We start from the raw sequence: 14708 nt of genomic DNA, 5'->3' as shown, positions 1-14708 counted from the left end.
AAGAAAAACTCACAGAAAAGCTACGGTCAATTTGCACTTTATGCAAATCCAAACTGAAAATAGGCCCGCAGTTTCCGGGGACTGCGGCGGATCCCGACGGTTATCCGTCGTTTCGTTCACACCAGATAATCGCACACTCCCGTTGCCATCCGCGCCGCCGGGTCCGCCCGGTCCACGCCGGTGTGGCTTTCCTCGTAAGCCTTATAACCCCACGGCGCGATCGCGACTGTCAGCATGGCCGTCGAAACAGAAGTCCGGCCGCGGGCCTGTCGATCCCCGAGGGTGAGTTTCACGCGGTGACCTGGAAGCTTTACTCACAAGTCTCCCCGCTGCGACAGTCGTAGGCTCGGCGTCGCAACCGGATGGGAACGAGCCTTGGGACCACACAGCACGCATGCGACCTCCGCGCGGCAGCGACGTCTTCGCGCACCACGCCCGTGTCCCCGTCGGGCCGGAAAAAGGCTCCCTACGTGACCGCGGGCCCCGGTTCATCCTCCTCGCCCTTCCGCGTCCGCACGTTCCGGTCGCTCTGGATCGCGTCGGTGATGTCGCATTTCGGCACGCAGGTGCAGATGGTCGGCGCCGCGTGGCTGATGGTGTCGCTCACCTCATCCGAAGGCATGGTCGCCCTGGTGCAAGCCGCCGTCTGGCTTCCGCAGACGGTCTTCTCGCTGTTCGCGGGGGTGGTCGCCGACAATTTCGACCGCCGCAAGGTCATGCTGACGGCGCAGTGCACCATGTTCGCCGTCTCGGTCGCCCTGACCGTTCTGGCCTTTGCGGGCGTCCTGTCCCCCTGGTCGCTGCTTGGCTTCACCTTCCTGATCGGCTGCGGCGGCGCGCTGAATGCCCCGTCATGGCAGGCCTCCGTCGGCGATATCGTCCCGCGAGACGACATTCCCCAGGCCGTCACCCTCAACGCCATGGGCTACAACGGGATGCGCAGCCTGGGCCCGGCATTGGGCGGGCTCATCGTCGCCACGGCCGGCGCCGCCTGGGCCTTCGCGGTGAACGCCGCCAGCTTCATTGGCATCATCTTCGCATTGAAGGCCTGGAACCCGCCTGCGACCGAACGCCCGCTACCGCGCGAGAGCTTCGCGGGCGCGATATCCGGGGGCCTGCGATACACCAGCATGTCGCCCGACCTGCAGCGCCTGATCTTCCGCGCGCTGCTGTTCGGATCGTCGGCGATCGTCACCCCCGCGCTTCTGCCCGTCCTTGTGCGGGATACTCTGGAAGGCACCGCCAATACTTTCGGTCTGATGCTTGCCTTCTTCGGTGCAGGCGCGGTCGTGGCCGCGGCGATAAACCGGCCCCTGCGCCGGCGCTTCGAAAACGAGGGTGTCGCCCGGCTGGGATTCATCGGCTCGGCCATCGGAACCCTGACACTGGCGCTCTCGGCAAGCCCCTGGATCTGCGCGCCGGCCCTGCTGCTGTCGGGGTGCGGCTGGGTGCTGGTGCTGTCCATCCTGAATTCCTCGACACAGCTCTTCTCGCCCCGGTGGGTCGTCGGCCGCGTGATGTCGATCTATCAGGCGGGCGCATTCGGCGGCATGGCCCTGGGAAGCCTGCTCTGGGGCTGGGCCGCCGAAACCGCCGGACTGACGGCGACCTTCCTCGCGGCGGCGCTGGTGCTGGCCCTCGGGGCACTGATCGGGCTGTGGAAACCGCTGCCGTCGGTCAGTACGGCCAACCTCGAACCTCTGAACCGTTTCCGGACGCCCGAAGCCAAACTCGGCCTGACCTACAAGGCCGGCCCGATCATGGTGGTCGTCGAATACCTGATCGATACCGGGGACACCGAGGCGTTTCTGCAGCTCATGGCCCGGCGCCGGCGCATCCGGATCCGCGACGGAGCAAAACAGTGGGTCCTGCTGCGCGACATCGAACGCCCCGAACAATGGAGCGAGTCCTATCACGTCGCGACATGGGGCGATTACATCCGCCACAATCAGCGACGGACAGCCGCCGACGCGGAGGTCTTCGACAACCTTCGCCTGCTCCATCGCGGGCCGGGCACCCCCGTCGTCCGCCGCCTGATCGAAAGACAATGGGTGTCGTCGAAGGAGGCAGATACGGCCTACCCGGTCCGATCCAGCTAACTCGGGTCAATCACCCGGCCTCCATGCGTGGAAATTCCCTACCATCTGGATGAACGCACCCATCAGTTCCGACCGAACGCAACAAACTGTGCCAGATCCGGCACGAGCAGAAACTCTACGGCTTGCGCGGTTTCTCAATACCTCTGCCGGGACGGAAAAAGCGCACGAAGGACCTTCCGCAAAATCCGGGATGAAGCGCACTTGTGACGCTCACATCAGTCACTTCAAAAAAGGCTGCCGCGGCGAACCGTTTTTGAATGGGGATGCACCGAGTTCAAGTTCCTGGCGATCACCTGACGCTATACCTTGGAAAAGGTGACACGATATGCACGCGCGGCGGGTCAACAGACTCTCCCAAAAACCGCCCCGAAGCGCATGACGTCGAAACGAAAACATAAAAATGTGTCGCACATTCGAAGGCACGTTAACGGGTGTGACAGCGTTTCCATCCGGGTGGCTGACTTCTTGGACTGGAAGCTTGTGGTGCCCGGGGGCGGAATCGAACCACCGACACGAGGATTTTCAATCCACTGCTCTACCCCTGAGCTACCCGGGCACGGGTGAGCGGCATCCGCTCGGGTCGGCGCTGTTTATAGCTGCTTTCCGGCACTGTCCAGTGGCATCGCGGGATTTTTCACGGCCGCGCCGCCGCGTCGTTTCAGCGCCAGTCCAGCGGCGCGCGCTCGCGCTTGCGCTGCAGTTCGAAATGGCCAAGCGGCGTCCAGCCGGCAAGCATGGTTTCCACCGGATCGGCCCGGAACGCGGCCTTCAGCGCGGTTTCCACCTGACGGCGGTCGCGTTTCGGCAGCGGCGCGAAATCCACCGTGATCTGGCCGCCAAGACCGCGGCAGCGCAGGGCCCGCGGCAGGGCGCGGATCAGCGCGAGATTGGCCTTCAATCCCGCCGCGGCAGAGGTATCGCCACCGGTGTTCACATCCACCGCCACCAGCGCGCGGGTCGCTTCGACATAGGCGATGGCGCCGCCCGACAGCGGCAGCCGCGGCGACAGCGCCGCCTCGATCAGGTCGTCGATGCTGTGGTCGGCAAACGCGGTAGGACCGTCCGCCAGAAGCTCTGGTTCCGGCCAGTCGCGCAGGGCTGTCTGGTGGGCGTCGGGCCCGTCGAGCAGCAGCTCGGGCTCCCGGCCCTCCGCATCGCCCAGGATGGCCTGCGACAGATCCGTCATCGTGCGGATGTCGCCGGCCACGACATCGTCGGGCATCCCCGCCGCTTCGGACCGCAGGATCAGCCCCGTTCCTTCAGGCACCATGCCGACGGCCAGCGCCTCCAGCGCGGCGCGTTCTTCGGGGTCCTTGATCTGGCGCGAGACGTTCACGCCCGGAGCATCGGGCGTCACGATGGCGAACCGGCTCTTGAACAGCAGCCGCGTCGCCACCGGCACCGCCTTGCCCGGCTCGGCATAGGTCCCGATCTGCACCAGCAGCGATTGCCCGGGCCGCAAGCCCTTGGACTGGCGCAGGAACCCACGCTGGCCGCCGGACAGTTTCACCGTCACGCCGCCCTGCCCCTTCATCGGCCGGTCGGCGATGGCGCGGTAGATGGCGCCGGGGCGCGGCGTGTCGTCGGGCGGATCGATCAACAGGTCGTCGAGCTGCCCGTCGACCAGCCGCGCCGCGGCGCCCCGTCCGCGCCATTCGCCAAGGGCGATCACGCTGCCTTTCATCCCTGCCCCCAGACCGGCCAGCCGGCCGCCTGCAACAGCTGCGCGGTCTCGAAAACCGGCAGGCCGACAATGGCTGTGTAGGAGCCCTGGATCCACGGGATGAATGCGCCCGCCGGCCCCTGGATGGCATAGGCGCCCGCCTTGCCTTCCCAGTCGCCGGTCGCGAGGTAACCGTTCACCTCGGTATCCGACAGCCGCTTCATCCGCACCTGCGCCACAACGTCCCGCTCCCAGATCCGCGCACCGCGCTTCACCGCCACCGCGGTGATCACGCGATGCCGCCGTCCGGACATAGCATACAGGAATTCCGCCGCCTCGCCCGCATCCGCGGGCTTGCCCAGGATGCGGCGGCCCAGCGCCACCGTCGTATCGGCGCAGAGTATCACATCCTCCGGCCCGCCCTCGACCGCCTCCGCCTTCGCGGCGGTGATCCTCCGGCAATAGTCGCGCGGCAACTCTCCGGGCAATGGCGTCTCGTCCACATCCGGCGGCGTCACCGCGTCAGGTACGATGCCCAGCTGCCCCAGCAGCTCCCGCCGCCGCGGGCTGCCCGATCCCAGGATCAGCCGCATCGCAGGCATTGGAAGCTGAAAGGCGAGTCCGCCCGCTTCCTCCGGCTGAAAACATCCCGGGGGGCCGCAACGAGTACGCCATCGGCACAAACACGATGGACGGCGGGTGCAAAGCCCCCCGCCGCGCCGGACCGCACAACGGTCCGAACCATCCGCCGCAGCATCACGCCGGTCTACTTGAACCGATAGTTGATACGGCCCTTGGTCAGGTCGTAGGGCGTCATCTCGACCTGCACCTTGTCGCCGGCAAGCACCCGGATCCGGTTCTTGCGCATCTTTCCTGCCGTATGTGCGATGATCTCATGGCCGTTTTCCAGCTCGACCCTGAACGTCGCATTCGGCAGGAGTTCCTTCACGACGCCGGGAAATTCGAGCAGTTCTTCCTTGGCCATGGTCACTCCATATTCACGCCCGCCCCATGCGGGCGCCGCTTAAATGCGCTCTTTCGCGGCGATATTCAAGTTCTCAGGCGCTTGCTCAGCCAAACTTGACGTTTTTTGACGGGGCGTCCTGCAGCGCCCAGTCGGCGTGGTTAAAGACCCGCCCCTCGGCGCGGACACGGGCCACGGCAGAGATATCGACATCCGCATAGACCCAGCCCGGCACGTTCAGGTCCCCCTGCGCGATCACCCCGGTATCGGGAAAGCCCAGATCCGGCGGGCCATAGACCGCCGCCGCGCCGGTACTCGTATCTAGCACCTCGCACCACTCCACCGCCCCGACCGTCGGCGAATGCACGGCGACGCACTGATTCTCCAGCGCCCGCGCCATCGCGCCGATCCTCACGCGCGAATAACCCGACAGCCGCTCGGTCTGCGACGGCACCAGCAGGATCTCGGCACCCGCATCGACCAGCGCCCGCCCCAGAAGGGGAAACTCGCTGTCATAGCAGATCAGGATGCCGATCCGCCCCAGCGGCGTGTCGAACAGCGTCAGCGGATCGCCCGGCCGCACGTCCCAGATCTCGCGCTCGTAGCGCGTCATGATCTGCTTGTCCTGATAGCCCAGCATGCCTTCGGGCCCAAAGAACCGCGCCCGGTTGACCGGCCGCTCGCCCGTCATCACCGGGCCGCTCCCGGCCAGGATATGCACGCCATGCTCCGCCGCCAGCCTCGCATGCAGCTCGTCGGCCTGCGGGATCAGGTCCGAGACCGCCCGCGCCGAAGCTTCAAGGTCCATCCCCACGCCCTCGCCCGCCAGCGACACCAGCTCCATCGCGCCATACTCGGGGAAAACCAGCAGATCGGCCCCTGCCCCGACCGCCTCCGTCACCCAGGCGGTCAGCTTCTTCTCGTAATCGGCCCATTCGCCGAACCAGTCCGCCGGGTAGGCCGCCGTCGCAATCTTCATAAGTCTCGCATCCACATCTGCAGCGGCTTCTCGGTCTCTGCCGCGTCGCCCACATCCTTCCACGAAAACCGGGCGATGGCACCCTGTATCGGTGCGTAACCCCGCTTGTGCCAGAACCCGTCGAGCGGACGGTAGTCCGCGGGCCGCATCGGGTGATCGCCGGGCCGCACCACGCCGCAGAACACGCTGTACCGTCGCCCCAGCGCCCGCGCATGCGCCTCACGCGCATCGAAAAAGGCGTGCCCGATCCCCTGCCCGCGCCAGCCGGGCAGCAGCACGCTTTCCGCGCAATAGAAGATGTCGGTCAATGTCAGGCCGCGTGCCGCGAAGGGCTCGGCGAACTGGTCCGCGTGATCCTCCATCGGCGTACCGGTCGCGGCGCCGACCAGCCGCGCGCCGTCGAACGCCCCAACCAGGATCGCATCCGCGCTGTCGGCATAGCTCGCCATGTATCGCTTTTCGTAGGCCAGATCGCCGTCGTAAAGATAGGGCCAGGCCCGGAACACCTCGATCCGCAGCCGCGCGAGATCGTCCAGCACGCTATCGACCGCTACTCCCGTGAGTGTCTTTATTTCAATCGGCATTGAAATACGATCTCACTCGCCCTCCGCCTTCCCCGGTCCGAAGCGTTCCTGCATCCGCTTCAGGATCTGGTCGCGCGTCTGCCGGTAGGACACCAGCTTTTCCTCGCGCTTCGTGCCCAGTCCCGTCGGGTCCATGATCGGCCAGTATTCCACGTCCTGATGGTAAAGCCGGGTCATCTCCAGCGCCAGCCGCTGACTGGCCGGCGACAGCGCGACGATCAGGTCGAAGCTCGACAGGTCGTCACCCCACTCCTTCATTTCCTCGAAACTGCGCGACCGGTGGCGCGACAGTTCCACGCCCAGCTCCTGGCATACGGCGACAGCGAAACCATCGATCTCCAGGTCGTTTCGGACCCCGGCTGACTGTACGTAGCAGTCCTGCCCGTAAAGCTTCTTCATCAGCCCCTCGGCCATCGGCGACCGCACGGCGTTGTGGTCGCAGCAGAACAACACCGAGGAGGGGAGCCGGGTCATCGCGCGTTCACCCGCCCCAGTGCAGCACGCAGATCAGGGTGAACAGCCGCCGCGCCGTGTCGATGTCGACGTCGGCCTTGCCCTCCAGCCGCTCCTGAAGGATGCGCGCGCCCTCGTTGTGGATGCCGCGGCGGGCCATGTCGATGGCCTCGATCTGGCTTGGCGGCAGGCGCTTGACCGCGTCGAAATAGCTTTCGCAGATCTGGAAATAATCCTTCACCGCCTGCCGGAAAGGACCCAGCGACAGATGAAATTCGGCAACCTGCCCCTTGTTGCCCTTCAGGTCGAAGACCAGACGCCGCTCGCGGATGCACAGCTCCAGATCATAGGGCGGCGGCGGCACCTCGCGCCCGTCGCGATCCGGCAGGCGAAAGGAATTGTCCTCCAGCAGGTCGAAGATCGCGACCTTGCGTTCCTGCTCGATCTCCGGCGTCGGCGCCGGCAGCCCGCTGTCATCGATGGTGACGGAGCGGAGGTCCATGGTGGCGTCGGTCATCCCTCTGCCCCCTCGTTCAGCCGTTCCAGCCGCGCCCGCACGCTCAGGCCGTGCGCTTCCAGCGATTCCGATTGCGCCAGTGTCTCGGCCGCCGGGCCGATGGCGCGCAGGGCTTCGGGCGTCATCCGCGCCAGCGTCGTACGCTTGACGAAATCCATTACCGAAAGGCCGGAAGAGAACCGCGCCGACCGCGCCGTCGGCAGCACGTGGTTCGGCCCGCCGACATAGTCGCCGATGGCTTCCGGCGTCCATTGCCCGAGAAAGATCGCGCCCGCGTGGCGAATCCGCTGCGACAGAGCTTCGGGATCCTCGACGCACAGTTCCAGATGCTCGGGCGCCACCCGGTCAGACAGCGCCGCCGCTTCCTCCAGATCGCGCGTCACGATGACCGCGCCGAAATCGCGCCAGGACGCGGCCGCGATCTCGCGCCGCTCCAGCACCTGCAGCCGCTTTTCCACCGCCGCCGCAACAGCCTGCCCGAACCCGGCGTCGTCGGTGACAAGGATCGCCTGCGCACTTTCGTCATGTTCGGCCTGGCTGAGCATGTCGATGGCGATCCAGTCCGGGTCGTTGTGCCGGTCCGCGATGACCAGAATTTCGGACGGCCCCGCAATCATGTCGATGCCGACCTTGCCGAAGACCCGCCGCTTCGCCGCTGCGACAAAGGCATTGCCCGGCCCGGTGATCTTGTCGACCGGCGCGATGGTTTCTGTCCCATAGGCCAGAGCCGCGATCGCCTGCGCGCCGCCGATCCGGTAGACCTCTTCGACGCCCGACAGTTTCGCCGCCAGCAGCACCAGCGGATTGACCGCGCCACGCGGTGTCGGCGCACACATCGCCAGCCGTTCCACCCCGGCCACCTGCGCCGGGATCGCGTTCATCAGCATCGACGACGGGTAAGAGGCCAGCCCCCCCGGCACGTAAAGCCCGGCCGCAGACACCGGCGTCCAGCGCCAGCCAAGCGTCGCGCCGGCCGCATCGGTCCAGCTTGCATCCTCTGGCATCTGCCGCGCGTGATAGGCCCGGATCCGGTCGGCGGCCAGTTCCAGCGCCTCGCGCTCCGCCGCAGGCACCTTCGCGCATTCCGCCTCGATCTCTTCCGCCGAGAACGCCAGCGTTTCAGGCGTAAGCTCCAGCCGGTCGAACTTCGCCGTCAGCTCGATGACCGCCGCGTCGCCCCGGGCCCGCACATCCTCGATGATCGCGCGCACGGTCTCGTCCACGTCGGGCGCGTCCTCGCGTTTCGTCGACAGGAAGGCGGCGAAACGGTCTTCGAAATCGGGCTCTGTGGTCGACAGGACTATCGGCATCGGCAGCACTCCTCGCCGAACTCCAATAGCGGCGGGGGAAATGCATCACAAGCTTGCGCCTGGAATGGACGGGCGTTTCCGCTGCGGTGAGGCCGGGGGGCGCTGCCCCCCGGACCCCCCGGGATATTTTCAACCAGAAGAAAAAGCGGAATGTCCGCAATCAGACGTTTGCGCTAACATGCCTGAAATCAATGACTTGACCCCCCGTCCCCATGGGGACGCCCCTAATCCGGGTGCCCCGGCGCGTGTCCCGAGACTGCCCTGTAGGGCCGGGTCACGTCCCGCAGGGTGACCTCCAGCGCCTCCACCTCCAGCGCGATGCCCCCGTCCCCGGCCAGCACCAGCTCCAGCCGCCCGGCCCCGTCCTCACCCGGCTCGAAGCCGATGGAGAGGAGCGACAGAATCAGGTCCCGATCGCCGCGGTCGATGCCCTGGCTCGACACCTTCAGCACGTCATCCACGACCAGCACCGAGCGCACCCGCTCATACTCGCCGCGCCGCTCCGCCGCCGCCTTGTCCTCCCACCGGAACCGGTTGAGCAGCAGCGCAAAGCGCCGCTCCTTCGCCAGCCACCGCATCTCGCCCGCCGGGAAGACCGCGTCCTGGACCAGGGCCGAGATCACCTGCAACCCCTCCGCCTCGCGCGCGACCAGGTGCAGTGGCGCCTCGTCGGCATCTTCGAAGCGGGCGTCCTGGCTCATTCGCCGGAGATCCTCTCGATCTCGGCGCCGACACCCATGAGTTTTTTCTCCAGCTGCTCATAGCCACGGTCGAGGTGATAGACCCGCGCCACCCGTGTCTCGCCCTCGGCAGCCATCGCCGCCAGGATCAGCGAGACTGAAGCGCGCAGATCTGTCGCCATCACCGGCGCGCCCTTGAGCTTCTTCACGCCGGTCACGGTCGCGGTGCCGCCATGAACCTCGATATCCGCGCCCATCCTCACCAGCTCCGGCGCATGCATGAACCGGTTCTCGAAGATCGTCTCGTGAAGCTCGCTGACACCCTCGGCGGTGCACATCAGCGCCATCATCTGCGCCTGCAGGTCGGTCGGAAAACCGGGGAAGACTGCGGTGGTCACGTCGACCGCCTTCACTCGCCCGTTCTTGCGCGACACCTTCACGCCGCGATTGGTCTGCTCTACCGCGACGCCGGCCTCATCCAGCTTTTCGACGAAGGCGCCCAGCAGGTCGAGCCGCCCGCCGATACATTCCACCTCGCCGCCGGCAATCGCGGGGGCCAGCATGTAAGTGCCCAGTTCGATCCGGTCGGCTACCACCTCATGGGTGGCCCCATGCAACCGGTCCACACCCTGAATTTCGATCCGCTCGGTGCCCTCGCCCTGGATCTGCGCGCCCATCTGGCGCAGGCATTTCACGAGGTCCACGATCTCCGGCTCACGCGCCGCGTTGGTCAGCACAGTCGTGCCGCGCGCCAGCGCCGCCGCCATAACGATGTTCTCCGTCGCGCCCACCGAAGCGAAGCGCAGCGCTATCTCCGCGCCCTTCAGCCCCTTCGGCGCCTTTGCCAACAGATAGCCATCCTTCAGCTCGATCTCGGCGCCCAGCGCCTCGAGCCCGTGAATATGCAGGTCCATCGGCCGCGCGCCGATCGCGCAGCCGCCGGGCAGCGACACCTCTGCGTGACCCATCCGCGCCAGCAGCGGCCCGAGCACCAGGTTCGACGCGCGCATCTTCCGGACGATGTCGTAGTCCGCCCAGGTGCTGGTCAGGTCGTGGCTCGACATCGCCAGAACGCCGCCGTCCTGCAGGCTGACCACCTCCGCGCCCAGCGAGCGCAGCAGCGTCGACATAGTCTTAATGTCCGACAGCCGCGGCGCGTTGGTCAGCGTCAGTGGCTCCTCCGACAGGAGCGTCGCCGGCATCAGTGTCAGGCAGGCGTTCTTCGCCCCTGCGATCGGTATTTCACCGGAAAGGGCACCATTGCCCCGGACCAGAATTGAATCCATCTTTGCCTCACTCCTCGGGTTTCTTGCCGCGTGCTTTCGCCTGCGCCTTGCGCCGCGCGATATTGGCCTTCAGCGCCGCCTTCAACCGGTCTTCGCGGTTTTGGCCGCCCTTGGGCCGCGGTGTCTGCCCCGTTTTCTTGCCCATGCAGCCTTGTGTACCGCACGTCCCGGGAACCGTCCAGATTGCGCTTGCGCCCTCGGCGGATTGCGTCTAATCAGCCGCGCACGAAACGGGCTGCCGTAGCTCAGGGGTAGAGCACTCCCTTGGTAAGGGAGAGGTCGAGAGTTCAAATCTCTCCGGCAGCACCATCGTCACTCGCACTGAAAATCCGTTGACGCAGCAATCCGCCGGCAATTCGGATCGGCAGTAGGAAACTGATCGCGGTGAGCCACCTATAAGCGATGATGCATCTCCGCGAGACCACACTCTATTTGCCCGTGACTTACGACGTACGGACCTAAATGCGCGCGGTGGCGTAGGTCGAGGGATGGAACAGCTCGTCAACGGACACACGGCGCCGGGACAGTCCCTGCCGGTGATGGTGGTCAAGGAACGTGTCCAGCACCTTGCGGTTGTCGTCGACACCATAGGACCAGAAATCGGCACCCATAAGCCGGCGCGCCCGGTGCAGCTGATCTTCGACAAAGGGCAGCGTCACCTTTGTGGCCGACGTGTCGGACAGCCGCGACAGGCATTCCGCCTTGGACGCCTCGAATGCCTTCTGGACAGTCGCTGGCAGCCACGGATTGGTATCAACGAGTTCGCGGCGAATGCCGACGAGGTGCATGATCGGAAAGATCCCGGTCCGCCGATAATAGTCCTGCGCCTCCTTCAACGGATCGTCGAACAGCCAGCGCACCGGCCCGTCCGCACCGAAGGTGGACGGCATCCGGGGGCCGACCAGAGCGTCGATCTCGCCGTCCGCCAGCATCTGCGCAAGCGTCCTGTCAGCCGGCGCGTCAGTAATCCGGATATCCGGTGGCAGGTCGAGGCTGATCTTTTCGGGACGCCCGCCCAGATCTTCGAACGCACCGCGAACCCAGTCGATTTCGCCGGGACGCACGCCGTAGTCATCCTCCAGCAGCGCCCGAGCCCAGACATTGGCCGTCAGCTGATACTCTCCGAGCCCCACCCGGCGGCCACGCAGATCTTCGGGCCTGCTAATGCCCCTGGTCGCGTTGATATAGAGAGAGGTGTGCCGAAATGCCCGCGAGGGAAAGACGGGGATCGGCACGTAGGGGCAATCGCTGTTCGCGATCTTGACCACCGTCGAGCTCATTGAAAGCTCGCAAATATCGAAGTCCCGGGTGCGAAAGGCGCGGAAAAAAATCTCCTCGGGAGACAGCCGGAGAAAAACCGGGTCTACACCATCGATCCTGACGTCGCCGTCGATCAGCGGCCGCGTACGGTCGTAGTCGCCTACCGCCACCGAAAGATGCAGATTGCCCATGATACCCCTCCTATGCCCGGTCCGTCCCGGCCAATCATGCCGGTCCGAGGACGGTTTTGTCGACCACTGACCCGCCGACGCGTCAGACGAACTGAACCGCCACCGCGCCCAGCGGCCCGAAATCGGCGTGCAACGTGTCGCCCTTCGCCGCCCAGACGGGGCGCGTGAAGGACCCCGACAGCATGAGCTGGCCGGGTTCCAGCGTGGTGCCGAAGGGGCCGAGCTTGTTGGCCAGCCACGCGATGGCCATGGCCGGATGGCCCAGTACCCCGGCAGCGATGCCAGTCTCTTCAATCTCGGAATTGCGGTAGAAGACGGCGCCGACCCAGCGCAGGTCCACGTCCTCGGGCCGGACCGGGCGCCCGCCCAGCACGATGCCGGCGGCGGCGCCGTTGTCGGCCACGGTGTCGAAGATCCTACGCGGCTCGGTCACCCTTGCGTCGATGATCTCGATCGACGGCACGACCCATTCGGTTGCGCGCATGACGTCTACGAGGCCGACGCCGGGGCCGGTGAGCGGTTCTTTCAGGATGAAGGTCAGTTCCGGCTCGACCCTGGGCACGCAGAAGCTTTCGAACGGCACCTTCGCGCCGTCGGACAGCACGAGGTCGTCGAAGAGATAGCCGTAATCGGGTTCGTCAATTTTCGAGGCCGCCTGCATCGCCTTGGAGGTAAGGCCGATCTTGTGGCCGACGATCATTTGGCCTTCGGCCACGCGGGCCTCGGCGACCATGGACGAGATCGCGTAGCTGTCCTCGATCTCGATGTCGGGAAACATCTCGGACGGGCGCTTGCCCTGGACCTTGGTGCGGTGGCTTTCGAGAAGCGAGGCGACGGCCTCGCGGCGCTGTGTGTCGGTTAGCATGGGGTCCTCTTGGTATTCGTGTCATTGGCTGGGACAATGGGTGTTGTCATGGCCCGGCTCCGTCGTCCGCGCCGCGCGGCCGTCGCAGTGTTGCCAGAGCCGCGGCAAGCGCCCCGATGGCGAAGCCGGCCGCGGCGATGGCGGCGGGCCAGATCAGCGACAGGTCCAGGGCGGGCAGAACCTCGCCATAGCCGTGCGAGAGCAGCCCCTCTTTCAGCGAAGACCAGGCGATCGCGCCCAGCACGACGACGGCGACGAGCCGCCACGCCTGATCGGCCAGACGACGCCAGGCGCGCGGCATCCAGGCCGAGAGCGGTTCGACGCGGACATGCAGGTCGTTCCACTCGCATTCCGCGACCGCCAGCGCCACCGCCAGCACGACCGACAGGCCGACGATATCGATGGCCCCGCGCATAAGGGTGACGCCGGCGATGCGGCCCGCCACGTCGAGCATGGTGACCAGCGTCGCCGCGAGGAGCCCGACGGAGCCCAGAAGCGCGATGGCGGCGAAGGAGCGGGACAGCGGTCGCATGGCGTCACCTCATGGTCGCGGGAAGGAAAAGGGCGATATCCGGAACGGCCAGAAGCGCCAGCGCCACGGCGACGATGGCGACCACGAAGGGCAGCACGCCGACGAAGACGTCCCTGAGGCGCAGTTCCGGGATCTGGGAGACCAGGACGAAGATATTCATACCCACTGGCGGCGTGATGAGGCCAAGCTCGATCAGGAGCACCATGACGATGCCGAACCAGACCGGATCGTAGCCGATGGCGGTCACGATGGGGAACAGGATGGGTACGGTGAGGAACATGATGCCGAGCCCCTCCATGATGCAGCCGAGCAGTGCGATCAGGGCCATGATGATCAGCATCACAACCGGGGCCGGCAGGCCCAGCCCGCTGACTGCGCCGGCCGCCTGCACGGGGACGCGCGACGCTTCCATGAAGAACTGGAAAAAGGCCGTGCCGATGATGATGAGGTAGATCACTGCGGAGGTGCGTGCGGTCTCGAACAGTGCGTCGCGCAGGCGGCGCAGCGTGAGCTTGCCGATCACCGCCGCGATGACGATGGCCGCGCCGGCGCCCACCGCCGCGCCTTCGGTCGGGGTGAAGAGCCCGCCGTAGATCCCGCCCAGCAGCACGCCGAAAAGTGCCAGCACCGGCACCAGTGCCAATAGCCGGCCCATGTCGCTTTTGCCGCCCTCGTCATCGCCGCCGCGGCCCGCGTCGCCGGGTCGGAGCCGCGCCCAGACGGCGACCGTCAGCGCGAAACCCGCGACGAGGAGAAGGCCGGGTACCAGCCCGGCCACGAAGAGCGCGCCGATAGAGGTTTCCGTCAGATAGCCGTAGATGATCAACATCGTCGAGGGCGGGATCATGATGCCGAGCGTGCCGCCCGCGGCGATGGTGCCGCAGACGAGTCGCGGATGATATCGGCGGGACAGCATTTCGGGCGCCGCCATCCGTGCCATGGTTGAGGTCATGGCGAGCGACGACCCCGACGCCGCAGAGAGGGCACCGGAGGTCAGGACCGTCGCCACCGCCAGCCCACCCCGCCGGCGCCCGACCAGCGCGTTGAACGCATCGAACAGTGCTGTCGACAGGCCGGAGCTGGCGGCGACGTTGCCCATCAGGATGAACAGCGGCAGCGTCGAAAGCGCGTAGTTTTCCAGTATCTCGCGTGGGACCGTACCGGTCAGATAGAGAACCGTCTGGTGATCGCGCAGGAGCCAGACGCCCCCCAGCCCGGTCACGGCCGTCGCCAGCGCGATCGGCGCACGCAGGGCGAGGAGCAGGATCAGGACGCCGAACCCGGCCAATCCCAGTGCGAATGGGCTCATTCCGTCCTCGCCCGCC

General features: G+C 66.2%; 17 protein-coding genes and 2 tRNA genes. 2 read left to right on the top strand and 17 right to left on the bottom strand.

The genetic code is table 11. The features are described from left to right. Nucleotides 1-116: 116 nt before the first annotated feature. Nucleotides 117-293, bottom strand: coding sequence for a hypothetical protein (locus HCO70_RS00650; protein WP_172292105.1), 177 nt, complete (start codon nucleotides 291-293; stop codon nucleotides 117-119). A 177-nt stretch (nucleotides 294-470) separates the two neighbouring features. Between HCO70_RS00650 and HCO70_RS00645 the strand changes: the two genes are divergently transcribed. Beyond that, a complete protein-coding gene (locus tag HCO70_RS00645; RefSeq protein WP_371742128.1) occupies nucleotides 471-2099 on the top strand; it encodes an MFS transporter in 1629 nt (542 codons plus the stop codon). A gap of 481 nt (nucleotides 2100-2580) precedes the next feature. On the opposite strand, the gene HCO70_RS00640 is transcribed toward HCO70_RS00645, so the two are convergent. The 12 genes from HCO70_RS00640 to HCO70_RS00585 form a co-directional block, all read right to left on the bottom strand. Further along, nucleotides 2581-2655: transfer RNA gene (locus HCO70_RS00640), tRNA-Phe, on the bottom strand. Nucleotides 2656-2757: 102 nt separating this feature from the next. After that, on the bottom strand, nucleotides 2758-3783 hold the full coding sequence (locus HCO70_RS00635) for a ribonuclease E/G (RefSeq protein WP_172292101.1): 1026 nt from the start codon (nucleotides 3781-3783) through the stop codon (nucleotides 2758-2760). Then, complete coding sequence (locus tag HCO70_RS00630; RefSeq protein ID WP_172296030.1) at nucleotides 3780-4355, bottom strand: nucleoside triphosphate pyrophosphatase; 576 nt, start codon at nucleotides 4353-4355, stop codon at nucleotides 3780-3782. Before HCO70_RS00630 ends, HCO70_RS00635 begins: the two co-directional genes overlap by 4 nt. A 173-nt stretch (nucleotides 4356-4528) precedes the next feature. Next, a complete protein-coding gene (gene infA / locus HCO70_RS00625) occupies nucleotides 4529-4747 on the bottom strand; it encodes a translation initiation factor IF-1 (protein WP_007205486.1) in 219 nt (72 codons plus the stop codon). Between the two features lie 85 nt (nucleotides 4748-4832). Further along, nucleotides 4833-5705 (bottom strand): carbon-nitrogen hydrolase family protein, encoded by an 873-nt coding sequence (locus HCO70_RS00620; RefSeq protein ID WP_172292099.1) that lies wholly within the window; start codon nucleotides 5703-5705, stop codon nucleotides 4833-4835. Then, the gene (locus tag HCO70_RS00615; RefSeq protein ID WP_172292097.1) at nucleotides 5702-6289 is read right to left on the bottom strand and encodes a GNAT family N-acetyltransferase; all 588 of its coding nucleotides are present in this window, start codon (nucleotides 6287-6289) and stop codon (nucleotides 5702-5704) included. Before HCO70_RS00615 ends, HCO70_RS00620 begins: the two co-directional genes overlap by 4 nt. A gap of 12 nt (nucleotides 6290-6301) precedes the next feature. Then, nucleotides 6302-6763 (bottom strand): low molecular weight phosphatase family protein, encoded by a 462-nt coding sequence (locus tag HCO70_RS00610; protein ID WP_172292095.1) that lies wholly within the window; start codon nucleotides 6761-6763, stop codon nucleotides 6302-6304. Between the two features lie 7 nt (nucleotides 6764-6770). Then, complete coding sequence (locus tag HCO70_RS00605) at nucleotides 6771-7259, bottom strand: UPF0262 family protein (RefSeq protein ID WP_253913077.1); 489 nt, start codon at nucleotides 7257-7259, stop codon at nucleotides 6771-6773. Next, on the bottom strand, nucleotides 7256-8569 hold the full coding sequence (gene hisD / locus HCO70_RS00600) for a histidinol dehydrogenase (protein ID WP_172292093.1): 1314 nt from the start codon (nucleotides 8567-8569) through the stop codon (nucleotides 7256-7258). The genes HCO70_RS00605 and hisD overlap by 4 nt, the downstream gene beginning before the upstream one ends. A gap of 224 nt (nucleotides 8570-8793) precedes the next feature. Further along, nucleotides 8794-9270 carry a DUF2948 family protein gene (locus HCO70_RS00595; protein ID WP_172292091.1) on the bottom strand — a complete coding sequence of 159 codons (477 nt, stop codon included), beginning with the start codon at nucleotides 9268-9270 and terminating at the stop codon, nucleotides 8794-8796. Beyond that, a complete protein-coding gene (gene murA, locus HCO70_RS00590; RefSeq protein ID WP_172292089.1) occupies nucleotides 9267-10535 on the bottom strand; it encodes a UDP-N-acetylglucosamine 1-carboxyvinyltransferase in 1269 nt (422 codons plus the stop codon). Before murA ends, HCO70_RS00595 begins: the two co-directional genes overlap by 4 nt. Nucleotides 10536-10542: 7 nt before the next feature. Then, the gene (locus HCO70_RS00585) at nucleotides 10543-10680 is read right to left on the bottom strand and encodes a hypothetical protein (RefSeq protein WP_172292087.1); all 138 of its coding nucleotides are present in this window, start codon (nucleotides 10678-10680) and stop codon (nucleotides 10543-10545) included. An 89-nt stretch (nucleotides 10681-10769) separates the two neighbouring features. On the opposite strand from HCO70_RS00585, the gene HCO70_RS00580 reads away from it, so the two are divergent. Continuing rightward, nucleotides 10770-10844 (top strand) — tRNA-Thr (locus HCO70_RS00580). A 149-nt stretch (nucleotides 10845-10993) separates the two neighbouring features. Here the strand turns inward: HCO70_RS00580 and HCO70_RS00575 are convergent. The 4 genes from HCO70_RS00575 to HCO70_RS00560 all read right to left on the bottom strand — a co-directional run bounded on the left by HCO70_RS00575 (nucleotide 10994) and on the right by HCO70_RS00560 (nucleotide 14692). Next, a complete protein-coding gene (locus HCO70_RS00575) occupies nucleotides 10994-11986 on the bottom strand; it encodes an ABC transporter substrate-binding protein (RefSeq protein WP_172292085.1) in 993 nt (330 codons plus the stop codon). An 82-nt stretch (nucleotides 11987-12068) separates the two neighbouring features. Next, nucleotides 12069-12851 (bottom strand): 2-oxo-hept-4-ene-1,7-dioate hydratase, encoded by a 783-nt coding sequence (gene hpaH / locus HCO70_RS00570; RefSeq protein WP_172292083.1) that lies wholly within the window; start codon nucleotides 12849-12851, stop codon nucleotides 12069-12071. Nucleotides 12852-12897: 46 nt separating this feature from the next. Further along, the gene (locus HCO70_RS00565) at nucleotides 12898-13383 is read right to left on the bottom strand and encodes a TRAP transporter small permease (protein WP_172292081.1); all 486 of its coding nucleotides are present in this window, start codon (nucleotides 13381-13383) and stop codon (nucleotides 12898-12900) included. A gap of 4 nt (nucleotides 13384-13387) precedes the next feature. Next, on the bottom strand, nucleotides 13388-14692 hold the full coding sequence (locus HCO70_RS00560; RefSeq protein WP_172292079.1) for a TRAP transporter large permease: 1305 nt from the start codon (nucleotides 14690-14692) through the stop codon (nucleotides 13388-13390). Nucleotides 14693-14708 lie beyond the last annotated feature (16 nt).

The organism is Pseudoruegeria sp. HB172150, from assembly GCF_013184805.1.
Lineage (GTDB): Bacteria > Pseudomonadota > Alphaproteobacteria > Rhodobacterales > Rhodobacteraceae > Psychromarinibacter.
The sequence above is the reverse complement of the archived record's forward strand: the minus strand, read 5'-3'. Positions and strand labels throughout refer to the sequence as shown.

Coding starts and splice junctions, on each gene's coding strand:
- HCO70_RS00560 (WP_172292079.1), bottom strand. CDS start 14,692: ATGAGCCCATTCGCACTGGGATTGGCCGGGTTCGGCGTCCTGATCCTG.
- HCO70_RS00575 (WP_172292085.1), bottom strand. CDS start 11,986: ATGGGCAATCTGCATCTTTCGGTGGCGGTAGGCGACTACGACCGTACG.
- murA (WP_172292089.1), bottom strand. CDS start 10,535: ATGGATTCAATTCTGGTCCGGGGCAATGGTGCCCTTTCCGGTGAAATA.
- HCO70_RS00605 (WP_253913077.1), bottom strand. CDS start 7,259: ATGACCGACGCCACCATGGACCTCCGCTCCGTCACCATCGATGACAGC.
- HCO70_RS00565 (WP_172292081.1), bottom strand. CDS start 13,383: ATGCGACCGCTGTCCCGCTCCTTCGCCGCCATCGCGCTTCTGGGCTCC.
- HCO70_RS00595 (WP_172292091.1), bottom strand. CDS start 9,270: ATGAGCCAGGACGCCCGCTTCGAAGATGCCGACGAGGCGCCACTGCAC.
- HCO70_RS00585 (WP_172292087.1), bottom strand. CDS start 10,680: ATGGGCAAGAAAACGGGGCAGACACCGCGGCCCAAGGGCGGCCAAAAC.
- HCO70_RS00630 (WP_172296030.1), bottom strand. CDS start 4,355: ATGCGGCTGATCCTGGGATCGGGCAGCCCGCGGCGGCGGGAGCTGCTG.
- HCO70_RS00635 (WP_172292101.1), bottom strand. CDS start 3,783: ATGAAAGGCAGCGTGATCGCCCTTGGCGAATGGCGCGGACGGGGCGCC.
- hpaH (WP_172292083.1), bottom strand. CDS start 12,851: ATGCTAACCGACACACAGCGCCGCGAGGCCGTCGCCTCGCTTCTCGAA.
- HCO70_RS00615 (WP_172292097.1), bottom strand. CDS start 6,289: ATGCCGATTGAAATAAAGACACTCACGGGAGTAGCGGTCGATAGCGTG.
- hisD (WP_172292093.1), bottom strand. CDS start 8,569: ATGCCGATAGTCCTGTCGACCACAGAGCCCGATTTCGAAGACCGTTTC.
- HCO70_RS00620 (WP_172292099.1), bottom strand. CDS start 5,705: ATGAAGATTGCGACGGCGGCCTACCCGGCGGACTGGTTCGGCGAATGG.
- infA (WP_007205486.1), bottom strand. CDS start 4,747: ATGGCCAAGGAAGAACTGCTCGAATTTCCCGGCGTCGTGAAGGAACTC.
- HCO70_RS00610 (WP_172292095.1), bottom strand. CDS start 6,763: ATGACCCGGCTCCCCTCCTCGGTGTTGTTCTGCTGCGACCACAACGCC.